This is a genomic window from Leptolyngbya sp. GB1-A1 (assembly GCF_039962475.1).
Lineage (GTDB): Bacteria > Cyanobacteriota > Cyanobacteriia > Elainellales > Elainellaceae > Leptolyngbya_A.
In genome coordinates, this window is sequence record NZ_JAMPLI010000052.1 from 1 (window position 1) to 19864 (window position 19864).

At 48.7% G+C, this 19864-nt stretch carries 14 protein-coding genes and 2 pseudogenes; 12 read left to right on the forward strand and 4 right to left on the reverse strand.

Going from position 1 to position 19864, the window contains the following annotated elements:
• The 3 genes from NDI45_RS26180 to NDI45_RS26190 form a co-directional block, all read right to left on the reverse strand.
• The coding region (locus NDI45_RS26180) for a transposase (RefSeq protein ID WP_348249433.1) at positions 1–110 on the reverse strand (110 nt) is incomplete at its 3' end.
• A 59-nt stretch (positions 111–169) separates the two neighbouring features.
• Positions 170–490 (reverse strand): transposase, encoded by a 321-nt coding sequence (locus NDI45_RS26185; protein ID WP_348249457.1) that lies wholly within the window; start codon positions 488–490, stop codon positions 170–172.
• 181 nt (positions 491–671) lie between these two features.
• Entirely contained in the window at positions 672–899 is a 228-nt protein-coding gene (locus tag NDI45_RS26190; protein WP_348249458.1) for a hypothetical protein, read from the reverse strand.
• 403 nt (positions 900–1302) lie between these two features.
• On the opposite strand from NDI45_RS26190, the gene NDI45_RS26195 reads away from it, so the two are divergent.
• The 11 genes and pseudogenes from NDI45_RS26195 (at position 1303) to NDI45_RS26245 (ending at position 15222) form a co-directional block, all read left to right on the forward strand.
• Positions 1303–1887 (forward strand): thioredoxin domain-containing protein, encoded by a 585-nt coding sequence (locus NDI45_RS26195; protein WP_348249459.1) that lies wholly within the window; start codon positions 1303–1305, stop codon positions 1885–1887.
• A gap of 256 nt (positions 1888–2143) precedes the next feature.
• Entirely contained in the window at positions 2144–6010 is a 3867-nt protein-coding gene (locus tag NDI45_RS26200; protein ID WP_348249460.1) for a filamentous hemagglutinin N-terminal domain-containing protein, read from the forward strand.
• 42 nt (positions 6011–6052) lie between these two features.
• Positions 6053–8731, forward strand: coding sequence for a CHAT domain-containing protein (locus NDI45_RS26205; protein ID WP_348249461.1), 2679 nt, complete (start codon positions 6053–6055; stop codon positions 8729–8731).
• Between the two features lie 4 nt (positions 8732–8735).
• Positions 8736–9461, forward strand: a complete 726-nt coding sequence (locus tag NDI45_RS26210) for a DUF928 domain-containing protein (RefSeq protein ID WP_348249462.1) — start codon at positions 8736–8738, stop codon at positions 9459–9461.
• A 41-nt stretch (positions 9462–9502) separates the two neighbouring features.
• Positions 9503–11764: a CHASE2 domain-containing protein gene (locus NDI45_RS26215; protein WP_348249479.1), complete on the forward strand. Its 2262-nt coding sequence runs from the start codon at positions 9503–9505 to the stop codon at positions 11762–11764.
• 7 nt (positions 11765–11771) lie between these two features.
• Positions 11772–12401, forward strand: coding sequence for a response regulator transcription factor (locus NDI45_RS26220; protein WP_348249463.1), 630 nt, complete (start codon positions 11772–11774; stop codon positions 12399–12401).
• A 387-nt stretch (positions 12402–12788) separates the two neighbouring features.
• On the forward strand, positions 12789–12947 hold the full coding sequence (locus NDI45_RS26225; RefSeq protein WP_348249464.1) for a hypothetical protein: 159 nt from the start codon (positions 12789–12791) through the stop codon (positions 12945–12947).
• A gap of 65 nt (positions 12948–13012) precedes the next feature.
• A pseudogene (locus NDI45_RS26230) lies at positions 13013–13234 on the forward strand (MOSC domain-containing protein); the annotation flags it as partial.
• A gap of 184 nt (positions 13235–13418) precedes the next feature.
• Positions 13419–13988, forward strand: a complete 570-nt coding sequence (locus tag NDI45_RS26235; RefSeq protein ID WP_348249465.1) for a DUF981 domain-containing protein — start codon at positions 13419–13421, stop codon at positions 13986–13988.
• Between the two features lie 119 nt (positions 13989–14107).
• Positions 14108–14287 (forward strand): annotated as a pseudogene (locus NDI45_RS26240) (alpha/beta fold hydrolase); the annotation flags it as partial.
• 278 nt (positions 14288–14565) lie between these two features.
• On the forward strand, positions 14566–15222 hold the full coding sequence (locus NDI45_RS26245) for a VTT domain-containing protein (protein ID WP_348249466.1): 657 nt from the start codon (positions 14566–14568) through the stop codon (positions 15220–15222).
• Positions 15223–15315: 93 nt separating this feature from the next.
• Here NDI45_RS26245 and NDI45_RS26250 read toward each other — a convergent pair whose 3' ends face one another.
• On the reverse strand, positions 15316–18513 hold the full coding sequence (locus tag NDI45_RS26250) for a filamentous hemagglutinin N-terminal domain-containing protein (protein WP_348249467.1): 3198 nt from the start codon (positions 18511–18513) through the stop codon (positions 15316–15318).
• Between the two features lie 881 nt (positions 18514–19394).
• Here NDI45_RS26250 and NDI45_RS26255 point away from each other — a divergent pair.
• Entirely contained in the window at positions 19395–19832 is a 438-nt protein-coding gene (locus NDI45_RS26255; RefSeq protein WP_348249468.1) for a response regulator transcription factor, read from the forward strand.
• Positions 19833–19864: the final 32 nt, after the last annotated feature.

The window sequence follows — 19864 nt, forward strand, 5'->3', positions numbered from 1 at the left end:
TTCAGCTTGTGCGCTCGGCACAGATCGCTCGGTGTCTTTTCGCCACTCAGCACTTGCAGGATGACTTTGGCTTTGAACTCTGCGGTGTATTGACGACGGTTTGCTGTCATAATTGCCCCCTTTCAAGAACAAGGATACTACTCCTACCCTCCTGTCCGAAAAGCGGGGGTCATTTCATAGTCTGCCCTAGAAATTCCTGCACGACCTTTGAGCGGTGGTAGCTCACCCCATCCCAAACAATCACCAAGCGCGTGTCCTCAGCATACAAAGACTGGAGATACTGCAAGAAGGCAACCGTATTGTCTTCGTTGCCTGCGCTGTACTCTTTGACAACAAACTGCTTGGTGAGATAATCCAATGCCCCATAATAGGTCTGCCGTTGCTTGGTAGACTTGATTTCCACATCCACTCGTTGCTTGCGCCGACTCCACCCATAGCCGCTGATATCACCCCACAACAGGTGGCATTCATCGAGAAATAAAACTCTCAATTGTTCGCTAGCGATTTCAGATTGATGCGTTGCCAGTAGCGATTCAAGTTCTCTTTTTTTCCTGGATCAGGGTTTCATTCTTGTCGAGGTGAGAGAGTTGTGCCTTCTTCCAACTGAAGCCAGCGTCTTTGAGCAGAGCATAGTAGCTCTGAAGCCATTGGTAGACCACCCCATACTCATCCTAAATATAATCAATCACCTCCTCCAGCGTCCAAGCATTCTGCCCGTCGAGCCACCGGAACAACGCTTGCTTCTGCTCGGCATCAAGATAGCCTTGGGTGCCCCAATAATTAGAGCGCAGTCCCTCCACACCTGAGCATTTGTAGCGTTGATGGCTGGCTGTGATGAAGCCAACCGACACTTGCAGGATGTCACGGATCTGCGGATAACTGTAACCACTCTGACTCATCTGCACGGCGAGCGCGCTTAAGTTCCAACGGAGGTGGGTTACTTTGAATAAACTGCTCGAGCGTTTCCATCGGCTGAGCGAGTAGAATTTGGGGCACACCCTCAACCTACCATTTGTTCAAATCCTATCTAGGATACCTATAATTGCATAGGTTCTACATCGTGCAAACTGCAAGCTATATTCATCATGAGCAACTTAAGTTGGATGTGAGCTTGAACTTAAGTTCATATGCAGGCTAGTACTTAGGACTAACTCATTACTGATCGTTCTATTGCTTACAGGACGAACCCTAGTTTGATGACAAGTTTTCGTTAATTCCATAAGTTAAGGTTACATAAATGAATAGAGCATTGAAGAGAAGCAATTTTTACATGATTATTGCTCCCTTTTTTAAAGATTGAGAATGAGTCAAGATATTTTTGCTGAATCTGCTGGCGATCGTCAGCTATTAGCGGTGTCTCCCTCTGAACGAGATCATCGGCAGGGTTCACTAGACGCACGAGTTGTACTCGTTGAGTATGGGGATTATCAATGCCCGCAAAGTGGAGAACTTTATGCTTTGATTCAAGCAATTCAAGTACAGCTTAATAGAAATCTTAATGAGAAGAACTATTTATGCTTTGTGTTTCGACATTTTTCTCAACCTCAACTCTATCCGCAATCTCAGAAGGCAGCCGCTGCCGCAGAAGCAGCAGGAGCGCAAGGACAGTTTTGGCAGATGTCAGGAATTTTATGGGAGCATTATCAGGATTTAGGGGATGGCTATTTAGTGGAATATGCTGCCAATTTGGGACTGGATGTAACTCAGTTTTTGCGAGATATTGCTGGAGAAGTGTATGGCGATCGCATTCGCCAAGATATTGAAAGTGGAAGGCGCAGTGGCGTAACCCGCACACCAGCTTTGTTTATCAATAGCATTCGTTATCAAAATGCGTTGGAATTTGGGCCACTATTAAATGCAGTGATTGAATCTGGAGGTCTGGTGTAATAGGGTTTATCTATACTCACCATTAGCATTAAGCAGTCGCTCGATCGAAATGTTGCAATTGTGTGGTAAATGTACAAGTGAAAGGAAGATCAGTGATATGTTGCATAGGTGTGAAGAGCAATATTAGATATCTGTCAATCTTTAAGTAGGCTAACAGCCATAGACCGAGCACAGGTGATTGTTTTATCTGAATAAGGGTTGTCTGTCTTAAATAGAGGCACGATCGCATCGAGTAACCGCAAGAGGTGAGACAGCCATGAGCAAGTCGTATCTGGGTCGATGGATGTTGATAGGCAGTGCACTGTGGGTACTCAGTTGCCCTCAACCGATCGCCGCTCAAGTCGTACCCGACGATACCCTGCCTTCAGGAGAGCGATCGCAAGTCACAGGCGATGTCAATGTTCAGATTGATGGCGGAGCCAGACGAGGCAGCAATCTCTTCCACAGCTTCCAGTCATTTTCTGTGCCAACAAGTGGGTCTGCCTTCTTTAACAATGCCGTTGATGTACAAAATATCTTCAGCCGTGTTACCGGTGGCTCCGTCTCGAACATTGATGGTGTGATTCGAGCAAATGGTACGGCGAATCTGTTTTTGCTCAATCCGAACGGAATTTTGTTTGGTCCCAATGCCAGCTTGAATATCGGTGGCTCCTTTGTAGCCAGTACAGCTAGTAGCATCCAGTTTGCCGATGGAACTGAGTTCAGTGCCGTTAATTCCTCGGCTACTCCCTTGCTGACTATCAGCTTGCCTATTGGCTTGCAGTTCAATAGTCAGCAAGGAGACATCGTGATGCAGGGTGTTCCTGAGAATCCGGTAACTGAAGTGGGTGATGCAGGTCAGCTTCTCAATACTGCCCAGCCTGTCAACAGCGTGACCAATGAAACAAGCTTTAATGCGATCTCTGGCAATTTGAACTATGACAATGATGTTGACCTGTATCAAGTCTACTTGAGACAAGGTGTACCATTCACAGCAAGTACGGTAAATGGCACGAACGTTGATACTCAGTTGTTCTTATTTGATAGCAGGGGCGTGGGCTTGCTCACTAACGATGACAGTTTTAACACCCTTCAATCGACTCTCCCCTTAAACGCCCCCGTCATCCCTGCGGTCTCTGGCACCTACTACTTGGGCATTTCCAGCCAGTTTAACGCGCCCCTGAGTCCAGGAGGTAGGATCTTCGGTCGGTTGGAGGAGTCGAACGGTCCTGGAGCAGAGTTGCCTTTAAGTAATTGGAATACGAGCCGTGTTAATGATCGCGGTCCTTATGTGATTACTCTCATCCCTCAATCCTATTTTCAGGTGCAACCCGGCAGAACGATCGCGCTGGTGGGCGGCAATGTCACACTTCAGAGATCAAATTTGCAGGCTTTAGGGGGTCAAGTCGAGTTGGGCGGTATTGCCAACTCAGGTACTGTCAGGCTGAGTGTGAATGGCGATCGCATAAATTTGAGTTTCCCCAATCAGGTAACGCAAGCTGATGTCACTTTAAGGAATAGTGGCATTGACGTGAGGGGAGTAAATGGCAGTATGAGCATTGTTGCCCAGAATATTGATATCACAAGAAGCTTACTGCGAGGAGGCATTCCCAACGATTTGCGTTTACCTGGCACTCAAACCGGAGATCTAGAGTTAAATGCTACGGAATCTATCACACTTAGCGATGGCAGCAATTTGGTAGCAACCCTGGAAGGAGAGGGGGCGATCGGCAATATCAACCTCACAGCAGGTGAGCGCATCTCTATCGATAACGCTACGGTGGACCTTAGAGTGGGACCAGAGGGTGTTGGTAACGCTGGCGATATTAACATCACAACGGGATCGCTTTTTCTCCGCAATTCCGGTGAAGTGTCTGCCTTTACGTTCGGACGTGGAGATGTCGGTAGTCTGAATATCAATGCCCGTGATACGGTTTCGGTGGACGGTCGAAACATTGGTGGTTTTCCCAGTCGTCTATCTAATTCTGTATTTTCAGAAAGCATTGGTAATAGTGGTGGCATCAACATCACGACAGGGTCGTTTTCTGTCACTAATGGGGCTAGAGTCAATTCCGCCACGGTTGGACAGGGAGATGCAGGCGATATCACGATTAATGCCCGCGACACCGTTCTTCTTAGGAATTCCGCTGGTCTTCCGGATTCTCGTACCGACTTAACTACTGGCACATTTGGTGCCGGTAATGGTGGCGACATCAACATCACGACGGGGTCGCTTTTCGTTGCCAATGGTGCGCGGATGTTCTCCAATACCCGTGGAAGCGGGAATGCAGGCAATGTGACGATTAATGCCCGCGATGTCGTCTCTTTAGATGGTGAAAACCCCAACGGACGCGGAAACGAAAACCTTCTCTTCACACTAAACAGCACTATCTACACACAAGTGAATTCAGGATCTGTGGGTCTTCCAGGCAGTGAATTGAGGTTCAGAGGTACGGGTCAAGGCGGAGATGTGACGATCACAACTGGTTCACTATTTCTGACCAATGGGGGTGCTGTGAATACTTCCACACAAGGGCAAGGCAATGCTGGTCGCGTCACTATTAATGCGCGTGATACTGTGCAAATTCGTGGCACAGCCCCAACTCGTCCTGACCAGCCCAGTGAAGTGGTTACCTCGGCGACACCAGGATCTGGCGGGAACGGAGGAAGTGTCATTATCAGAACTGGATCACTCTCGGTTTCCAACCAAGGAAGAATCAATACGAATACACAAGGGCAAGGCAGAGCAGGCAATATCCAGATTTGGGCGAGCGATACGGTCTTGTTCAATAATAGCGATGCGATCAGTACTCCTGAACAAGGGGCAGTAGGTAGGGGAGGTGATATTGAAATTGAGGCGCGATCGCTCTCCCTACTCAATAGGTCTCAACTCTCGACTGCCACCGCAGGAGCAGGAAACGCAGGTGACATCACCGTGAGTGCTGATGCGGTGCGATTGAGCGGTGGTGCTCAACTGCGTACTAGCACTTCAAGTCGCGGTCGGGCAGGTAACATCACTCTCAATACACCACTCCTCCAGTTATCAGAGAGAACCAGCGGTCTGTTTGCGGGAACGACCAGTGCTGGCAATGCCGGGAACTTAACGATTCAACCGCGTGGCAATGGGCAAGATGTGCGGGTAGAACTTAACTCTGGTGCCCAGATTTCTGCCTCTACTTCCAACAATGGTCGGGGTGGCAGGCTTACCATTACCGCACCTGAGTCCATCACCCTCACTGGAAATGGTTCGATCATCTCAGCCGAAACCAGCGGCAGCGGAATCGGAGGCAACTTAACGCTCCAAACAGGAGACCTCAACATCCAAAACCAAGCCCAAGTCACCGTCAGCAGTTCTGGCAGAGGTAGTGCAGGGTCTCTGCTTGTGGATGCTAATCAAATCCTCCTCAATAACCAAGGCAGAATTCGAGCAGACACCTCAGGAGGTGGGGGTAACATCACCTTGCGATCGCCCCTCATCCTTCTGCGCAACGGCAGCAACATCACCACGAATGCCACTGGCGCTAACATTCCGGGTGGCAACATTGATGTTGATACTCGATTCTTGGTGGGAGTGCCCGACGAAGACAGCAACATCAGCGCCAACTCCCAAGACTTTCGCGGGGGCAATGTCAGCATCAATGCGATCGCGCTCTATGGCATTGAGCCCAGTGTGACACTCACGCCCTTGAGCGACCTCACCGCCACTGGCGCGACCTCTGCCTTGAGTGGAGCAATTGATGTCACGACGGCAGGCATTGACCCCACATCAGGATTAGTAGCATTACCGACTGACGTAGCGGACGCATCCGGGTTGATTGCTCAAGCCTGCCCTGCCGACGAGGGCAACTCGTTTGTCGTTACGGGTCGCGGGGGGTTACCTCCCACCCCAGAGCAGCAACTCGACGACGATGCCGATTGGCAGGATCGCCGCAGGCTCACCATCCCTCAGCAGACTGCCCCTCAGCAGACTACACCCGACAGCCCCAGCGATCGCCCTTTCCCTGGCACAGCTGATGCCCTGATTGTGGAAGCAACCGGATGGCAAACCACTGCCACAGGAGAGATGAGGCTGGTTGCTACCCCTGCTGATTCCACGGTGCCCACAGCGCTAAATCACTCGATCGCCTGTGAGGGGCGGGACTAACTCAGTTGCTCACATCAGCACCAGAAGGAGCCACAACATCAGATGAATGAGGGATATCCAAACAAGCGAACCAATCAAAAAGCGTCGATCGAGCAGCGCCACTCTGTCAACAAACGCTGGCTGCGATTTCTGCGATCGACTCTGTTAGGGCTGCTTGTTACCGTTATCCTTCATGCCGAGATCGCCGTTGGAATTGGTATAGAGAATACCGGGCAGCAGGTAGAGGCTGTACCTAATTTCATTCAAACTGATGCCACTTCTCCCCTGGCTCAACTCGTGCAGCAGGCAGAAGAGCGCTATCGGACAGGGCAGGTTTCAGAGGCGATCGCCCTTTGGCAGCAAGCAATGACCCGCTACGAAACAGCAGGCGATGTTCTCAATCAAGCACTCACGCTCAGCTTTCTCGCGACAGCTTTTGCCGATCTGGGACAGTGGACGCAAGCCAATGGTGCGATCGAGCAGGCGATGACGCTGCTAGCAGCTCAAAACTCAGCATCTAATCCGGAGATTTCATCTGCTCTTGCCCAAGTGCTGACGGTTCAGGGAAAACTCCAGCTTGATCAAGGTCAAGTGTCAGAGGCTGTGACAACCTGGAAAGCTGCTGAAGCAGCCTATCGCGAGACAAACGACTCAATCGGCATTGTGGGCAGTCAAATCAATCAGTCCAGAGCTTTACAGTCAGCCGGACTATACAGACGAGCCACAGATCTCCTGACACAGGTCGAACAGTCGCTGCACAACCAACCTGATTCGCGGCTTAAGGTGACGAGCTTGCGAAATCTGGGCAAGATGCTGAGACTAACGGGCGAGCTGGCTCAGTCTCGAACGGTTTTAGAGCAGAGCTTGGCGATCGCTCAAGCACTCCAAGACGGAACGCCCGAATCAGCAGCAGATCTTAGCGGGATTCTGCTAAGCCTAGGAAACACAACTCGCGCCCAAGGAGAAACTGACACAGCACTGGCACTCTACCAGCGGGCAGCAGCAATCGCGCCTTCGTTGATGGCAAAAACTCAAATTCAGCTTGTTGAGTTTAGTCTGCTGGTTGAAGTCGATCGATCGGCTGACGCGCAACGCCTGCTGCCAGATATTCAAGCTCAGCTTGCCCAATTTCCGCCAGGGCAGCAGGCAGCTTATGCTCACATCAGTTTGGCTCAAAGCTTAATCAAACTGCGAGAGCCTGCGAATCTGACCGCTTCGGCTCAAGCACTCGCCGCTGTAGTGCAACAAGTTCGGGCTATAGGTGATCACCGGACTGAATCCTACGCGCTAGGCACATTGGGGGGCCTGTATGAGGCAACTCACCAGTGGGACAGTGCTAAAACGCTGACTCAGCAAGCGCTCAGCCTATCTCAATCCATTGATGCACCTGACATTGCTTATCAATGGCATTGGCAGCTTGGGCGCATCTTCTGTCAAGACGCACAGCCTTGCCTGTCAAAAGGTCTGCAAAACGCTACAACTGTCTATGGCGAAGCGGTTAAAACGCTGCAATCGCTACGTACCGATCTCGCTGCCATTAGTCCAGATGTCCAGTTTTCGTTTCGAGAAAGTGTCGAACCCGTCTACCGACAGTTTGTGGAACTGCTGTTGCAGTCGGACGGCAATGCGCCTAGTCAGGACAATCTGAAACAGGCGCGTGAAGCGATCGAAGCACTTCAGCTTGCAGAACTTGACAACTTCTTTCGAGAAGCCTGCATCACGGCGAATCCAATCGAAATTGAGCAGATTGATCCGCAAGCTGCCATTATTTATCCCATTATTTTGCCGAGCCAGTTGGCGGTGATTGTGGCTTTGCCCAATCAGCCATTGCGCTATCACAAGACAGACTTGACGCAAGCAGAAGTCGATCGCATCCTCAGCCAGATGCGGCAATCCCTCAGACCGACCGCCTTTGTCGAAGACTGGATGCCCAGCGTTCAACAGGTCTATGATCTGCTGCTGCGCCCTGTAGAAACGGAGCTGGAAGCAAGTGGCGTTAAAACCCTTGTGTTTGTGCCTGATGGCTTGCTTCGCAGTTTGCCAATGGCTGCCCTGCACGATGGACAGCAATATCTGATTGAAAAATATAGTGTTGTGCTGACGCCCGGTTTACAGCTTCTGCAACCCCAACCGATCGAACAGTTGCAGCTGCGTGGACTGCTAGCCGGATTAAGTGAAGCACGGGAAGGCTTTTCGGCACTGCCAAATGTTGTGGTTGAAATTGATCAAATTCAAGCCGAAATTCCCGCTCAGGTGCTGCTTGATCAGACGTTCACCAATCGATCGCTGCAAACCCGTATGGATTCTACGGACGCGCCGATTGTTCACTTGGCAACGCATGGTCAGTTCAGCTCGAATGCCGAGGACACCTTTATCTTGGCATGGGATGGACGCATCAACGTGAAACAACTCGATCAACTGCTTCGCGCCAGGGAAGAGCTTAGTCCGATCGAGCTGCTGGTGCTGAGCGCGTGCCAAACCGCAACGGGCGATCGTCGAGCGGCTTTAGGAATGGCAGGCATGGCGGTGCGATCGGGAGCTAGAAGTACGCTGGCTTCGCTATGGTCAGTAAGCGATCAATCTACCGCAGCTTTAATGATTGAGCTTTATCGCGAGTTAGGCCTGCCTGGGGTGACAAAAGCTGAGGCACTCCGTCGTGCTCAGGTCAGTTTACTGCACCAAAGCAATTACACGTCCCCTTACTATTGGGCACCGTTTGTTCTTTTAGGAAATTGGCTATAAAACCATGATGCATTTCATTAAATCTCTGTTTTGCGGTCTATCCATTGTTATTGCTCTGAGTTTAGAACTGGCGATCGCCCCCGCTGTCGCAGCAGAAAGTCAGCAGGCAGGGAGCAATCCGCCGCCGCCACCAAGCAATCCAGGTAGCTCAGCCGCAGGGGGACGGCGCAACCCACAGACCTGTCCTCAAGATACAAGCACAGCAGCAACCACTCCAGTATTGACTGCCCTTGGCCCAACCCGCGAACCAGGTTTAACGGTGGCAGAGCGTCCGACATTTCTCGTCTATGTGCCTAGAACGAGTGCTGAGAATGCAGAATTTAGCCTTCGTAGTCAAGAGGGTCAGGGTGTTTATCGAACCACTGTTGCCTTAACCCACACTCCTGGTCTAATCAGCATTACCCTCCCCGATCAGGTAGCGCCTCTGGAGGTTGACAGACCCTATGTGTGGTCGTTTGCCTTGATTTGTAATTCGGACGATCGCCTTGAAGATCGATTTGTCACCGGCAGTATTCAACGCATTGCACTAAATCCAACTCGCCTACAACAAATTGAGAAATCGTCTCCCAGACAACGCATTACGTTATACCGGGACGATAACATTTGGTACGATCCCCTTGCTCTCCTGTTTGAGTTGAGGCGCACTCAACCAGATGATCCTAGCCTCAACGCCGCTTGGCGCGAATTTCTGCAACTAAACGGCATCAGTATCATGATAAGTAGCAATTGAATTGGTAAAAATCATTAACCTTGAGCGATCGCATTTATCCAGTGTGGACAACTCTGAGACAGCAATTATGGCAATGGCGTGGAGTCCTGATAACAGTCCCCTGCATCGCTGGAGGATTGCTGACTTTACGATTGGCAGGAGCGCTCCAATTTATGGAACTGATGGCGCTTGACCAAATGGTTCGTCTACGTCCGTCTGAGCCTGCTGACTCTCGAATTGTTCTGGTGACGATCGACGAATCTGATATCCAGCAGCTTGGGCAGTGGCCGATGTCAGATGCTGTGCTTGCTCAGGTAATCTCATCGCTTAAACAGCAACAGCCCAGGGTGATTGGTCTTGATATCTTTCGAGATTTGCCTGTAGAACCGGGTCATCAAGCATTAGTCGAGGTCTTCACTTCCACACCCAATTTGATTGGCATTGAGAAGGTGATCGAAACGGCTAAGGGTGAAGTCATTCAAGCTCCACCCCTTCTAAAACAACGAGATCAAGTTAGCGCTAGCGATCTGTTATTAGATAGGGATGGCAGAATTCGCCGCAGCTTGTTGTATTTGAGAACTCAGGACAATCGCTCAATTCTCACGTTGGGCGCACGATTAGCATTCTTTTATCTTGATCGTCAGGGAATCACCCGGCAATCTCTAAACTCTGAACAGACGCAGTTTCGATTGGGTCGAGCCACATTTATGCCTCTGCAATCCAATGATGGTGGTTATGTTGGCGTTGATGCACGTGGATATCAGATTCTGTCTGGTTTTCCTAAATTCCAACCTGGGTTTCATACAATTTCGCTTACAGATGTATTGCACAGACGCATACCACAAGATTTGATGCGCGATCGCATTGTCGTAATTGGGCTAACCGCAGAAAGCCTTGAAGACCGCTTTTTTACCTCCTATACAACTGACTCGATTGCTGCTCCCGCTGGGGTTGAAGTTCATGCGTTGTTAACCAGTCAGTTGCTCAGCGCTGCGCTAGATGGACGACCTCTGCTGCGCGTATGGCCGGAACCGATTGAAATTTTATGGATTGTCGCTTGGTCAGCGATCGGAGCAGCCATCGGTTGGACATCTCCATCTCCACGAAAAACCGCGTTGGGAGTGATTCTATTGGGAGTTGCATTATGCGGTAGCGCCTACGGATTATTTTTAGCAGGTTGGTGGCTAATTATCATTCCACCACTCCTAGCTTTAGTTGGATCTGCGATTACAAGCAGCGGTTACCTACTGTGGGACAACCTCAGAGAGTATGCTCGAACGCTGGAACAAAGGGTTGAAGAGCGGACTTTGAAGCTAGAGCAAGAAATTGTTGAGCGCAAACAGGCAGAAGAAACGTTGAGTCAACAAAAACTTCTTTTACAAACGATCGTAGATCATATTCCAGTTATGATTACGCTCTACAACTCAGATGGACAAATTGAGTTTGTGAATCGTCAGTTTGAGCAAATTTTAGGCTGGTCGATCACAGATTTAAATCATATTGACCTGATTGCTGAATGTAGTCCTGATTCAGAACAGCGCCAGCAAATTTTAGAGCATATGTTAGCTGCAACGGGCACCTGGTTAGACCTGAGAGTTAGAACAAAAGACGATCGCTTCATCGACACCTCTTGGGCAAATGTTCAATTGGCGAATTGCTTATTCGTTGGAATTGGTCAGGATATTAGCGATCGCAAACGTGCCGAGGAAGCCTCAATTTTAGACGAACGCAACCGCATGGCGCGGGAAATTCACGATACCCTGGCACAAGCCTTTACAGGTATTTTGCTACATATCGGAGCAGCCATGGAACTGATTACTAAAAAACCCGCAACGGTACAAGCACGCTTAGAAACCGTTGATGAATTGGCGCGGACAGGATTGTCTGAGGCGCGGCGATCGGTGGCAGCCCTGCGACCAAAATTATTAGAAAAGGGTAGCTTATTTGATGCCCTCAAACACTTAACTGCTCAAATGAAGTCGTCCACGGATACTTCTCTCATTTGTGAAGTCATTGGCACAGCTTATCCCTTATCACCCAATGTTGAAAATAATCTACTTCGCATTGGACAAGAAGCCTTAACCAATGCCATTAAATATGCTCATGCCAGCGAAATTCGCGTTGAATTGGTTTACGAAGAGACTCATTGTCTTTTACGGGTTAAAGACAATGGACAAGGATTCGAGATTGACCAGATACCTCTAAATCAGGGATTTGGTTTAGTAGGAATGAGTGAGCGAGTTGAGCAGATTGGCGGTGAATTAATTATTCAAAGTCAACCTGATCAAGGTACAGAAGTTGTTGTCATCCTGAATCGGGAGTAGGTACCTCATGAGTCAGCCAGCCGTCATTCGGGTTTTGATTGTGGATGATCATGCGATCGTTCAGCAGGGAATTGCCGCTATTATCCAACAAGAATCAGATATGACGGTGGTTGGTCGAGCCAAGGATGGGATTGAGGCGATCGCTCTGTTTCGCCAGGAGCAGCCAGATGTGACCTTGATGGACTTACGAATGCCTCAAATGGGAGGGGTGGAAGCAATTACTGCAATTTGCGCCGAATATAACACAGCTCGCGTCATTGTGTTGACCACCTATGATGGAGATGAAGATATCTATCAAGGTCTACGAGCAGGGGCAAAGGGCTATCTGCTCAAAGACTCTAAACCCAGCGAGTTACGAACTGCCATTCGCACCGTTCACAAGGGGCATCAGTATATTCCACCTGATGTGGCTGCCAAGCTAGTGCAGCGAATGTCCAATCCAGAGTTGAGCGATCGTGAGTTAGAAGTGCTTCAGTTAGTGGCAAAAGGCATGAGCAATCTAGAGATTGGTGCTGCCTTGAATATTACTGAAAGCACCGTTAAATCAAATGTAAACCGAATTTTAAGTAAGCTGGGAGTAAAAGACCGCACTCAAGCAACCATTATTGCCTTAAAACGAGGGCTTACTAGCCTGTAAGTTTGCTATGCCCCACTTAGGTTTGATGTAAGCTTGAACTTAAGTTTGATTCTCTCGGCCCCTCAGATTGCCTAATAATCGATCGTTTTGTTGCTTAAGATATAGCTTCTGAGTTGACGACAGACCTGAGTTTCTCCTTTACATTAAAGTCATACAAACAACGACTTGTGCATTTCTAGCTCAAGCAAGTTTAGAAACGTATAAGTCTGTCAAAACGATGCTGTCAATGAGTTGAATTAGTACGTTGGAAGAAGTGGTGAATGCCATGCTATGGCTCAGTTCAGACGCTTCTAGTTTTGTCACTACGCGATCGATCGCGGTTGGTGGTGAACATACCAAGTAGTAACAAAAAGTTGATTACACAAATTATTCACTAATAGGGGCATCATGGTACAACCTCCCTGGTTTTTTGGTACTCGTCTCACCATCATTGCTGATCACACCACGACCGGAGGGCAGTACGACCTGATTGAAGGCTACTTTCCACCTAGCACGCAGTCTCCTCCCCACCACCACACGTGCTACTCTGAACAAACAAGAAGATGAAACTTCTCTCTGTCAACGTGGGACTGCCACGTGAAGTAGTCTAGAAGAGAAAAACAGTTAAAACTGTGATTTTCAAAGAGCCAGTCAGAGATCGAGTAATAGTGCGCGCAGCGAAGCTGATCCCTTTAGGATCGCTCAATCTAGACGGCGATGGGCAGGTTGACCTTAGCGCTCATGGCGGGGCAGACAAAGCAGTTTATGGCTATCCGTTTGAGCATTACGACGACTGGCAAAGTGAATTGCCTGACACAACGCTAACACCAGGCAACTTTGGTGAAAGCTCAACTGAAAGCTTTACCCGAAAGTTGGCGTAACTACTTTCAGGAGCAAAGCCGTCGTCAGGATGTGAAATAGAGGCTGTTATTTTGAGTATCTCTAAAGCCGAAACGGTTGCAGAAAGCAATGCAACAGGCGTCTTCGCTTCAGTTTTTGTCTAATTCCCAATAAAACCAAACATTTGTAGGAGATCTAATGTTTATCGACTACGTTACACTCATGCTCATTAACCTGGTGGCTGGACTCGTTTTGTTAGCTGCCTATGTATACTTTGGCCTTGGTAGTTCAAACCAGAGACGCTGGATTCCAGGCTTTGGTGTCGTTGGTGCGATCGCGTTAGTCACTGGCTTACACATGACGTTTACCTGGCCTATTCCTGGTAGTTTCAATATTGCCTTTGGTGAAACAACTACCCTGTTTGGCATTCTGTTCGTAGCAACTTCACTTACTCTGGCAATGGGTTGGGAGTTATTGAGCCTTGGTATTTATGGATTCTTTGCAGGGCTTGTATCGCTTCTCATTGGCTTTCGCTTCATCAACCTGGGACTAACACAAATTGCTGTGCCAGCAGGAACTGGGTTCATCTTAGTTGGTTTAGGAGGAATTTTTGCTGCACTGACGCTCTATCTCAAAGAAAACCGCTTCTTGCGAGCTACTGGAGCAATTGTGTTAATTGTGGCAGCCCTCATCTTTGCTTATATTGGATTGATTAGCTATTGGATACATCTTGCTGACTTCTCGACATGGCAACCCTTACCAAGATAGTGGCTATGATCGCGGACTAGTGCGACTAGTAGGAACAATCTTGATCCGAGTGACACTCAAGAAAATGATAGTGAATTAGGTCTTGAATGAGTTCGTGTAGATTTACAAGGAGAAAACCCATGGCTACATTCCGCATGGTCTCGATCAATCGTTTAGATATCTTTTATCGTGAATCAGGTTCTCGTGATAATCCGATTATTCTGCTGTTACATGGCTTTCCAACTTTCTCTTACATGTTTCGCAACTTGATACCTGCGCCTGCTGATAAATTCTGTCTCATTGCCCCTGATTATCCTGGTTAAGAGCATCTTCCCTGCTGAAGGCACTTGTCCCTACTAGCGCGACCTAAAAACATTGAGTTTCATTTACTTGACACTGTGCATTTTGCCCTAGGAGAAGATGGGGACGCGATCGCAAATCACACCACCCAATTTCTCGGACCACGACTGCAACCTCTTCATGCCTGACGGGCCAAAGAAACATCACTTGGTTAGTAAGTACCAGACAAAAGCTTGCGAAGACAGGCTAGGAAGGATTTCATACTGTTGATCGATAAATTAAAAAGGTGGTTTTTGCAATGCAGCAAAGAATCATTAAAGTTCTTGAGTTTAGTTTGGTTGTCCTGCTAATTGCGAGCGCAATTTGGTTTGTTAATCAAGTCGGAATTGATCAGCTCAGAGCCAATGTTGCTCAATTTGGCATTTGGGCACCGTTCACGATTCTGTTACTGAGACTGACAAGTATTGTGGTTCCTGCATTACCAGGTACAGCTTATGCAGTTTTGTCCGGTGCTTTGTTTGGGTTTGCAAAAGGTTTAATTGTGATCGCGATCGCAGATTTTCTTGCCTGTGCGATTAATTTTTTCATTGCTCGTCGCTATGGTCGTGGGGTAGTGCGAAGGCTTGTCGGGAAGCGATTTATGAACAAGCTCGATCGCTGGAGTCAGAAATATCTGGAAGGCAATTTCTTCTTGATGACCGGCGCTTTGATGACGAGCTTTTTCGACTACATTTGCTACGCTGCTGGCCTTAGCCGGATGTCCTGGAAGCGGTTTATCAGTGCTGTGGGATTGAGTATTGCGATCGTCAAGCCTCCCATTGTGGCGGTTGGCGCAGGCATTTTGGAAGGTGAAAAGCTATTGATAGGCGCTTCAGTTATTGGGGTGTTGGCGATCGCCATTATCACCGCTTGGATTCGGCGCAAAGGAAATCAAACTGCTACTTTAGACAAATAAACATTACACAGCCTTGTTACGAAATAATGTAGATATTGAAGAGCTAAAGCTCTGATGTTGTGGCTCCTTCTGGTGCTGATGTGAGCAACTGGGTTAGTCCCGCCCCTCACAGGCGATCGGGTAATTTAGCGCTGTGTGCACCATGGAATCAGCAGGGGTAGCAACAAGCCTCACCTCTCCTGTGGCAGTGGTTTGCCATCCGGTTGCTTCCACAATCAGGGCATCAGCTGTGCCAGGGAAAGGGCGATCGCTGGGGCTGTCAGGTACACTTTGCTGAGGTGCACTCTGTTGAGGGAGGGTGAGCCTGCGGCGATCCTGCCAGTCGGCATCATCATCAAGTTGCTGCTCTGGGGTGGGAGGTAAACCCCCGCGACCCGTAACGACAAACGAGTTGCCCTCATCAGCAGGGCAGCCTTGAGCAATCAACCCGGATGCGTCCGCTACGTCAGTCGGTAATGCTACTAATCCTGATGTGGGGTCGATGCCTGCCGTCGTGACATCAATCGTGCCAGGTAAGGCAGACGTGGCTCCAGTCGCGGTGAGGTCGCTCAAGGGAGTGAGTGTTACACTGGGCTGAATGCCATAGAGCGCGATCGCATTAATGCTGACATTGCCCCCGCGAAAGTCTTGGGAGTTGGCGCTGATGTTGCTGTCTTCGTTGGGCACTCCCACCAAGAATCGAGTATCAACATCAATGTTGCCACCCGGAATATTAGCGCCAGTGGCGTTCGTGGTGATGTTGCTGCCGTTACGTAAGACGATAAACGGCGATCGCAAGTTAATATTGCCGCCACCCCCCGATGTATCGGCTCGAATACTGCCTACATTGTTCAGGAAGATGCGATCGGCCTCCACCAACAAGTTGCCTGCCCTGCCTTGCCCCGAACTACTAACAGTCACCTCAGCTTGGTTTTGGATGTTGAGGTCTCCTGTCTGCAACACTAAGTTCCCTCCGGCTCCTCTGCCGCTAGTTTCAGCGGAGATGATAGAGCCATCTCCAGTGAGGGTAATGGAATCTGGAGCGGTAATGGTGAGCCTACCTCCACGACCGCTACTAGAAGTGGAGGCAGAGATTTGGGCACCAGCGCTCAGTTCTACCCGTACAGCTTGCCCGTTGCCACCCGGTTGAATGGTTAAGTTTCCTGCATTTCCAGTATTGGTTGTGTCTGCAAACAGACCGCTGGTTCTTCCCGATAGCTGGAGGTTAGGTGTATTGAGGGTGATATTGCCTGCCTGTCCACGACTTGAGGTGTTGGTCCGCAGTTGAGCGCCACCGCTCAATCGCACTGCATCGGCACTCACGATGATGTCACCTGCGTTTCCAACCCCAGAAACCGTAGCTAAGAGTCGAGAGTCATCAAGAAGTGAGAGTCTACCTGCATTAATCTGAATGTTGCCGCCATTGCCATTGCCACCTGCTGATGCAGTAATCGAACTGTTGTTTCGCAGCAGCACAAGATCTCGCACGTTGAGGTCAATGTTGCCCCCCTCTCCAGAGACAGTCGCTGCAGTAATTGAACCGCCACGACCAAGAGAAATGGAGTTGGCGTTGACCCACAGGGTGCCAGCATTTCCAATTCCATCATTACTAACAGTAAGGTTTGCTCCATCAGTAATACTTAAGTGGGGCGTGTTAATAGTCACGCTGCCTGAATTTCCGCTTGGCCTGTCAGGCAACCCAAAAGCCTGTTGTACGGATTCAGGCACAACAGGGGCAGGCGAACCAATATGGCTTGGAAGAGAAGCCCCCGGGGGGTGTCCACTGAGTTCTACGGACTCTCTAGCATTAATAGTGACACTACCTGCGTTACCAAATCCTGCAGTGGAGGTTGCAATAACTCCTCCATCTTGAATTGCCAATCTTGAGGTATTAACTATAAGGCGACCAGCGTTCCCAGCACCTAGAGTAATAGCAACCACACTACTTTGACCGAAGCTAGTGGTTTGCCCAGTTATTCTGATCAAGTCAGACGCATTCACCATTACAGTTCCACCTTCACCAGTTCCAAAAGCGGCAGTTCCTAAACTTCCTCCTTCTAAAAGATTTAACTGCCCTGTTGATACCGTCACCACTCCTCCATCTCCAGAGTTGTACGAGCCATTACCGATAGTACTACCAAGAGTAGGGTTTAAAGGCGCAAAACCAATTAGTTGTGTAGAGTCAGAAGCATTTACAGTTACATTGCCAGTATCCCCAGAACTGTAGGAATTAGCAAGAATTGCCGCTCCACCCTGTAGGAGTAACTGCTGAGTTGAAACTGTAAGATCTGCTCCACGTCCAACTCCCGCAGTATTACTGATCAAGCCGCCATAAAACCTGCTATCTGGGCTACTTTCACTCAGTTCTAAAGACTGAGAAGCATTCACTCTAATGCTCCCCCCTGCCTGAGTGCTTTGGTTTTGAATCAACATAATTGAACCATCTGCCAGCGAGACTTGGCTCCCCTGCACCTGAATTGAACCGCCTCCACTGGCATTGGCTAATGCCTGTTGCGAGAGACGAATATTGCCAAAGTTTCGTACTCCTGGATAGCTCAAGGCAAAGCTATCACTAAGGCTCACTTGCCCACCGCGAACGCTACCCAATTCAATTCGTCCTTGCTCCGCCGTCAGCGTGCCACCATTAATGTCTATATCCCCGCCAATCAAAGCGAGAGTTCGACCTGTTGGCACCTGCAACCCTACTGTACTACCACCTCTAACAATCGGGGAAAAACGAGGCACTGCAACGGATAAATTATATCCATTCCCCTGCACCTCAATCCGTCCAGGATTAGTTCCCATCTGCAAGCCAATCGGAACGCTGACCGTCAATAGCGGGATGGCTTGAGGATTGGTAGCGCTGTACTGAAATTGATCGGCAAAGTTGATGCTATCAGCTGTACTGGCAACAAAGGAACCCCCAATATTGAGTCGTGCGTTGGCACCAAATAGAATGCCATTCGGGTTGAGCAAAAACAGATTCGCGGTGCCATTCGCCCGAATTACCCCATCAATATTCGAGACTGACCTACCCGTAACACGGCTAAAAATGTTTTGCACATCAGCGGCATTGTTGAAGTAAGCAGATCCACCCGTCGGCACCGAGAACTGACTGAAGCTGTGGAATAGATTGCCGCCTCGCCTAGCTCCACCATCGATCTGAGCATTGACATCGCCTCTCACTTGCGATCGCTCTCCTGAAGGCAGGGTATCGTCGGGTACGACTTGAGCGGCGATCGGCTGAGGGCAACCGAGTACCCATAGCGTACCGCCTATCAACGTCCATCGACCCAGATACGACTTGCTCATGGCTGTCTCACCTCTTGCGGTTACTCGATGTGATCGTGCCTCTATTTAAGACAGACAACCCTTATTGAGATAAAACGATTACCTGTACTCGGTCTATGGCTTTTAGCCTACTTAAAGATTGACAGATCTCTGACAGCGCTCTTCACACCTATGCAACATATCATTGATTCTCCGATCAGTTGTATATTAACTGTACAATCGCAACATTTCGATCGGAACTAAATCATGCACTTGAGGGTACTGCCATTCCACAATCGGCATCTCCTCTAACGATGTCCCCCATCCTTGGCACGTCTTAATTTGGTGCTGCTCAATCTCATCGGGCGCATCCACCCTTCCCAAAAAGCAGTGGATACGTTTGATGTGTGAATCGGTATACGCTTTGCCACCAAAAGCGGTTGCAAGCTCGACAGAATTAACAGTTTTAACTTGTAAGTTGTACTTAAGTTTGCTTTTGCACTCCAACTTAAGTTGGAATCAATTTCATCCTTGAGCGTTTGATTGCCCACTCTCTTGATGGTGCAAAAATGCCAACTTCAGATGGGTTACAAACCAAAGGTAATTCCCTATAGTTGATTCACGCTAACAGGCATAGTCAATGACTAATCTATAGGATTTCAGTTCACTTAAATCACTCAAGAAGACGTTGTAGATGATCGATTGTAAGTAGCATACTCTCCATCGGAAGTATCAGTAAAGCATGATCATAAACCAAATTTTGTTGTCCGTTCAACCCTCTATAGCGTCAAATTTATTCTCGTGTTCAACGGGCTGCGGAAGCAGTCGAAGCGGCAGAAGTTCAAGGTTTGCTCTGTAGTAATGCTGCAAGTGGCTGGAGATTTTCAGGCTTACTTCAATCAATATCTGAATGAGGAGCGTTCATGGTTTTTACTCAACCACTGACTAAAAATAAGTTTGAGTATTTGGAATTGCCAACTCAGGAATTATCAATTCAAATTAATCCTTCTGAGAATTTTTCGGTTGATCATGCACTTATTCACGTTGCACAAACAGTCGCACAGACGCTGAAACATACTTATTCTGCTCAAGTTGAATGCTGCAATTACACTCAAACCATTTCAATTCGAGCAATCGAACCAGAGTACAAACATCTCGTGTGCACTGAACCTTTAACTGCTCGTGAATTAGAGGTGGTACAACTGATTGCTAATGGCGATAAAAATTTTATCATTGCTCAAAAACTTCACATTACTGTGGCAACGGTTAAAACTCACGTTCGCAACATTCTAAAGAAGCTTTGTGTGAACGATCGAACTCAGGCAGCAATTCGGGCACTCCGCTCCGGTTTAGCTCATTGAGCAACTCCACAACCGAGTTATGTCCGTTGCAC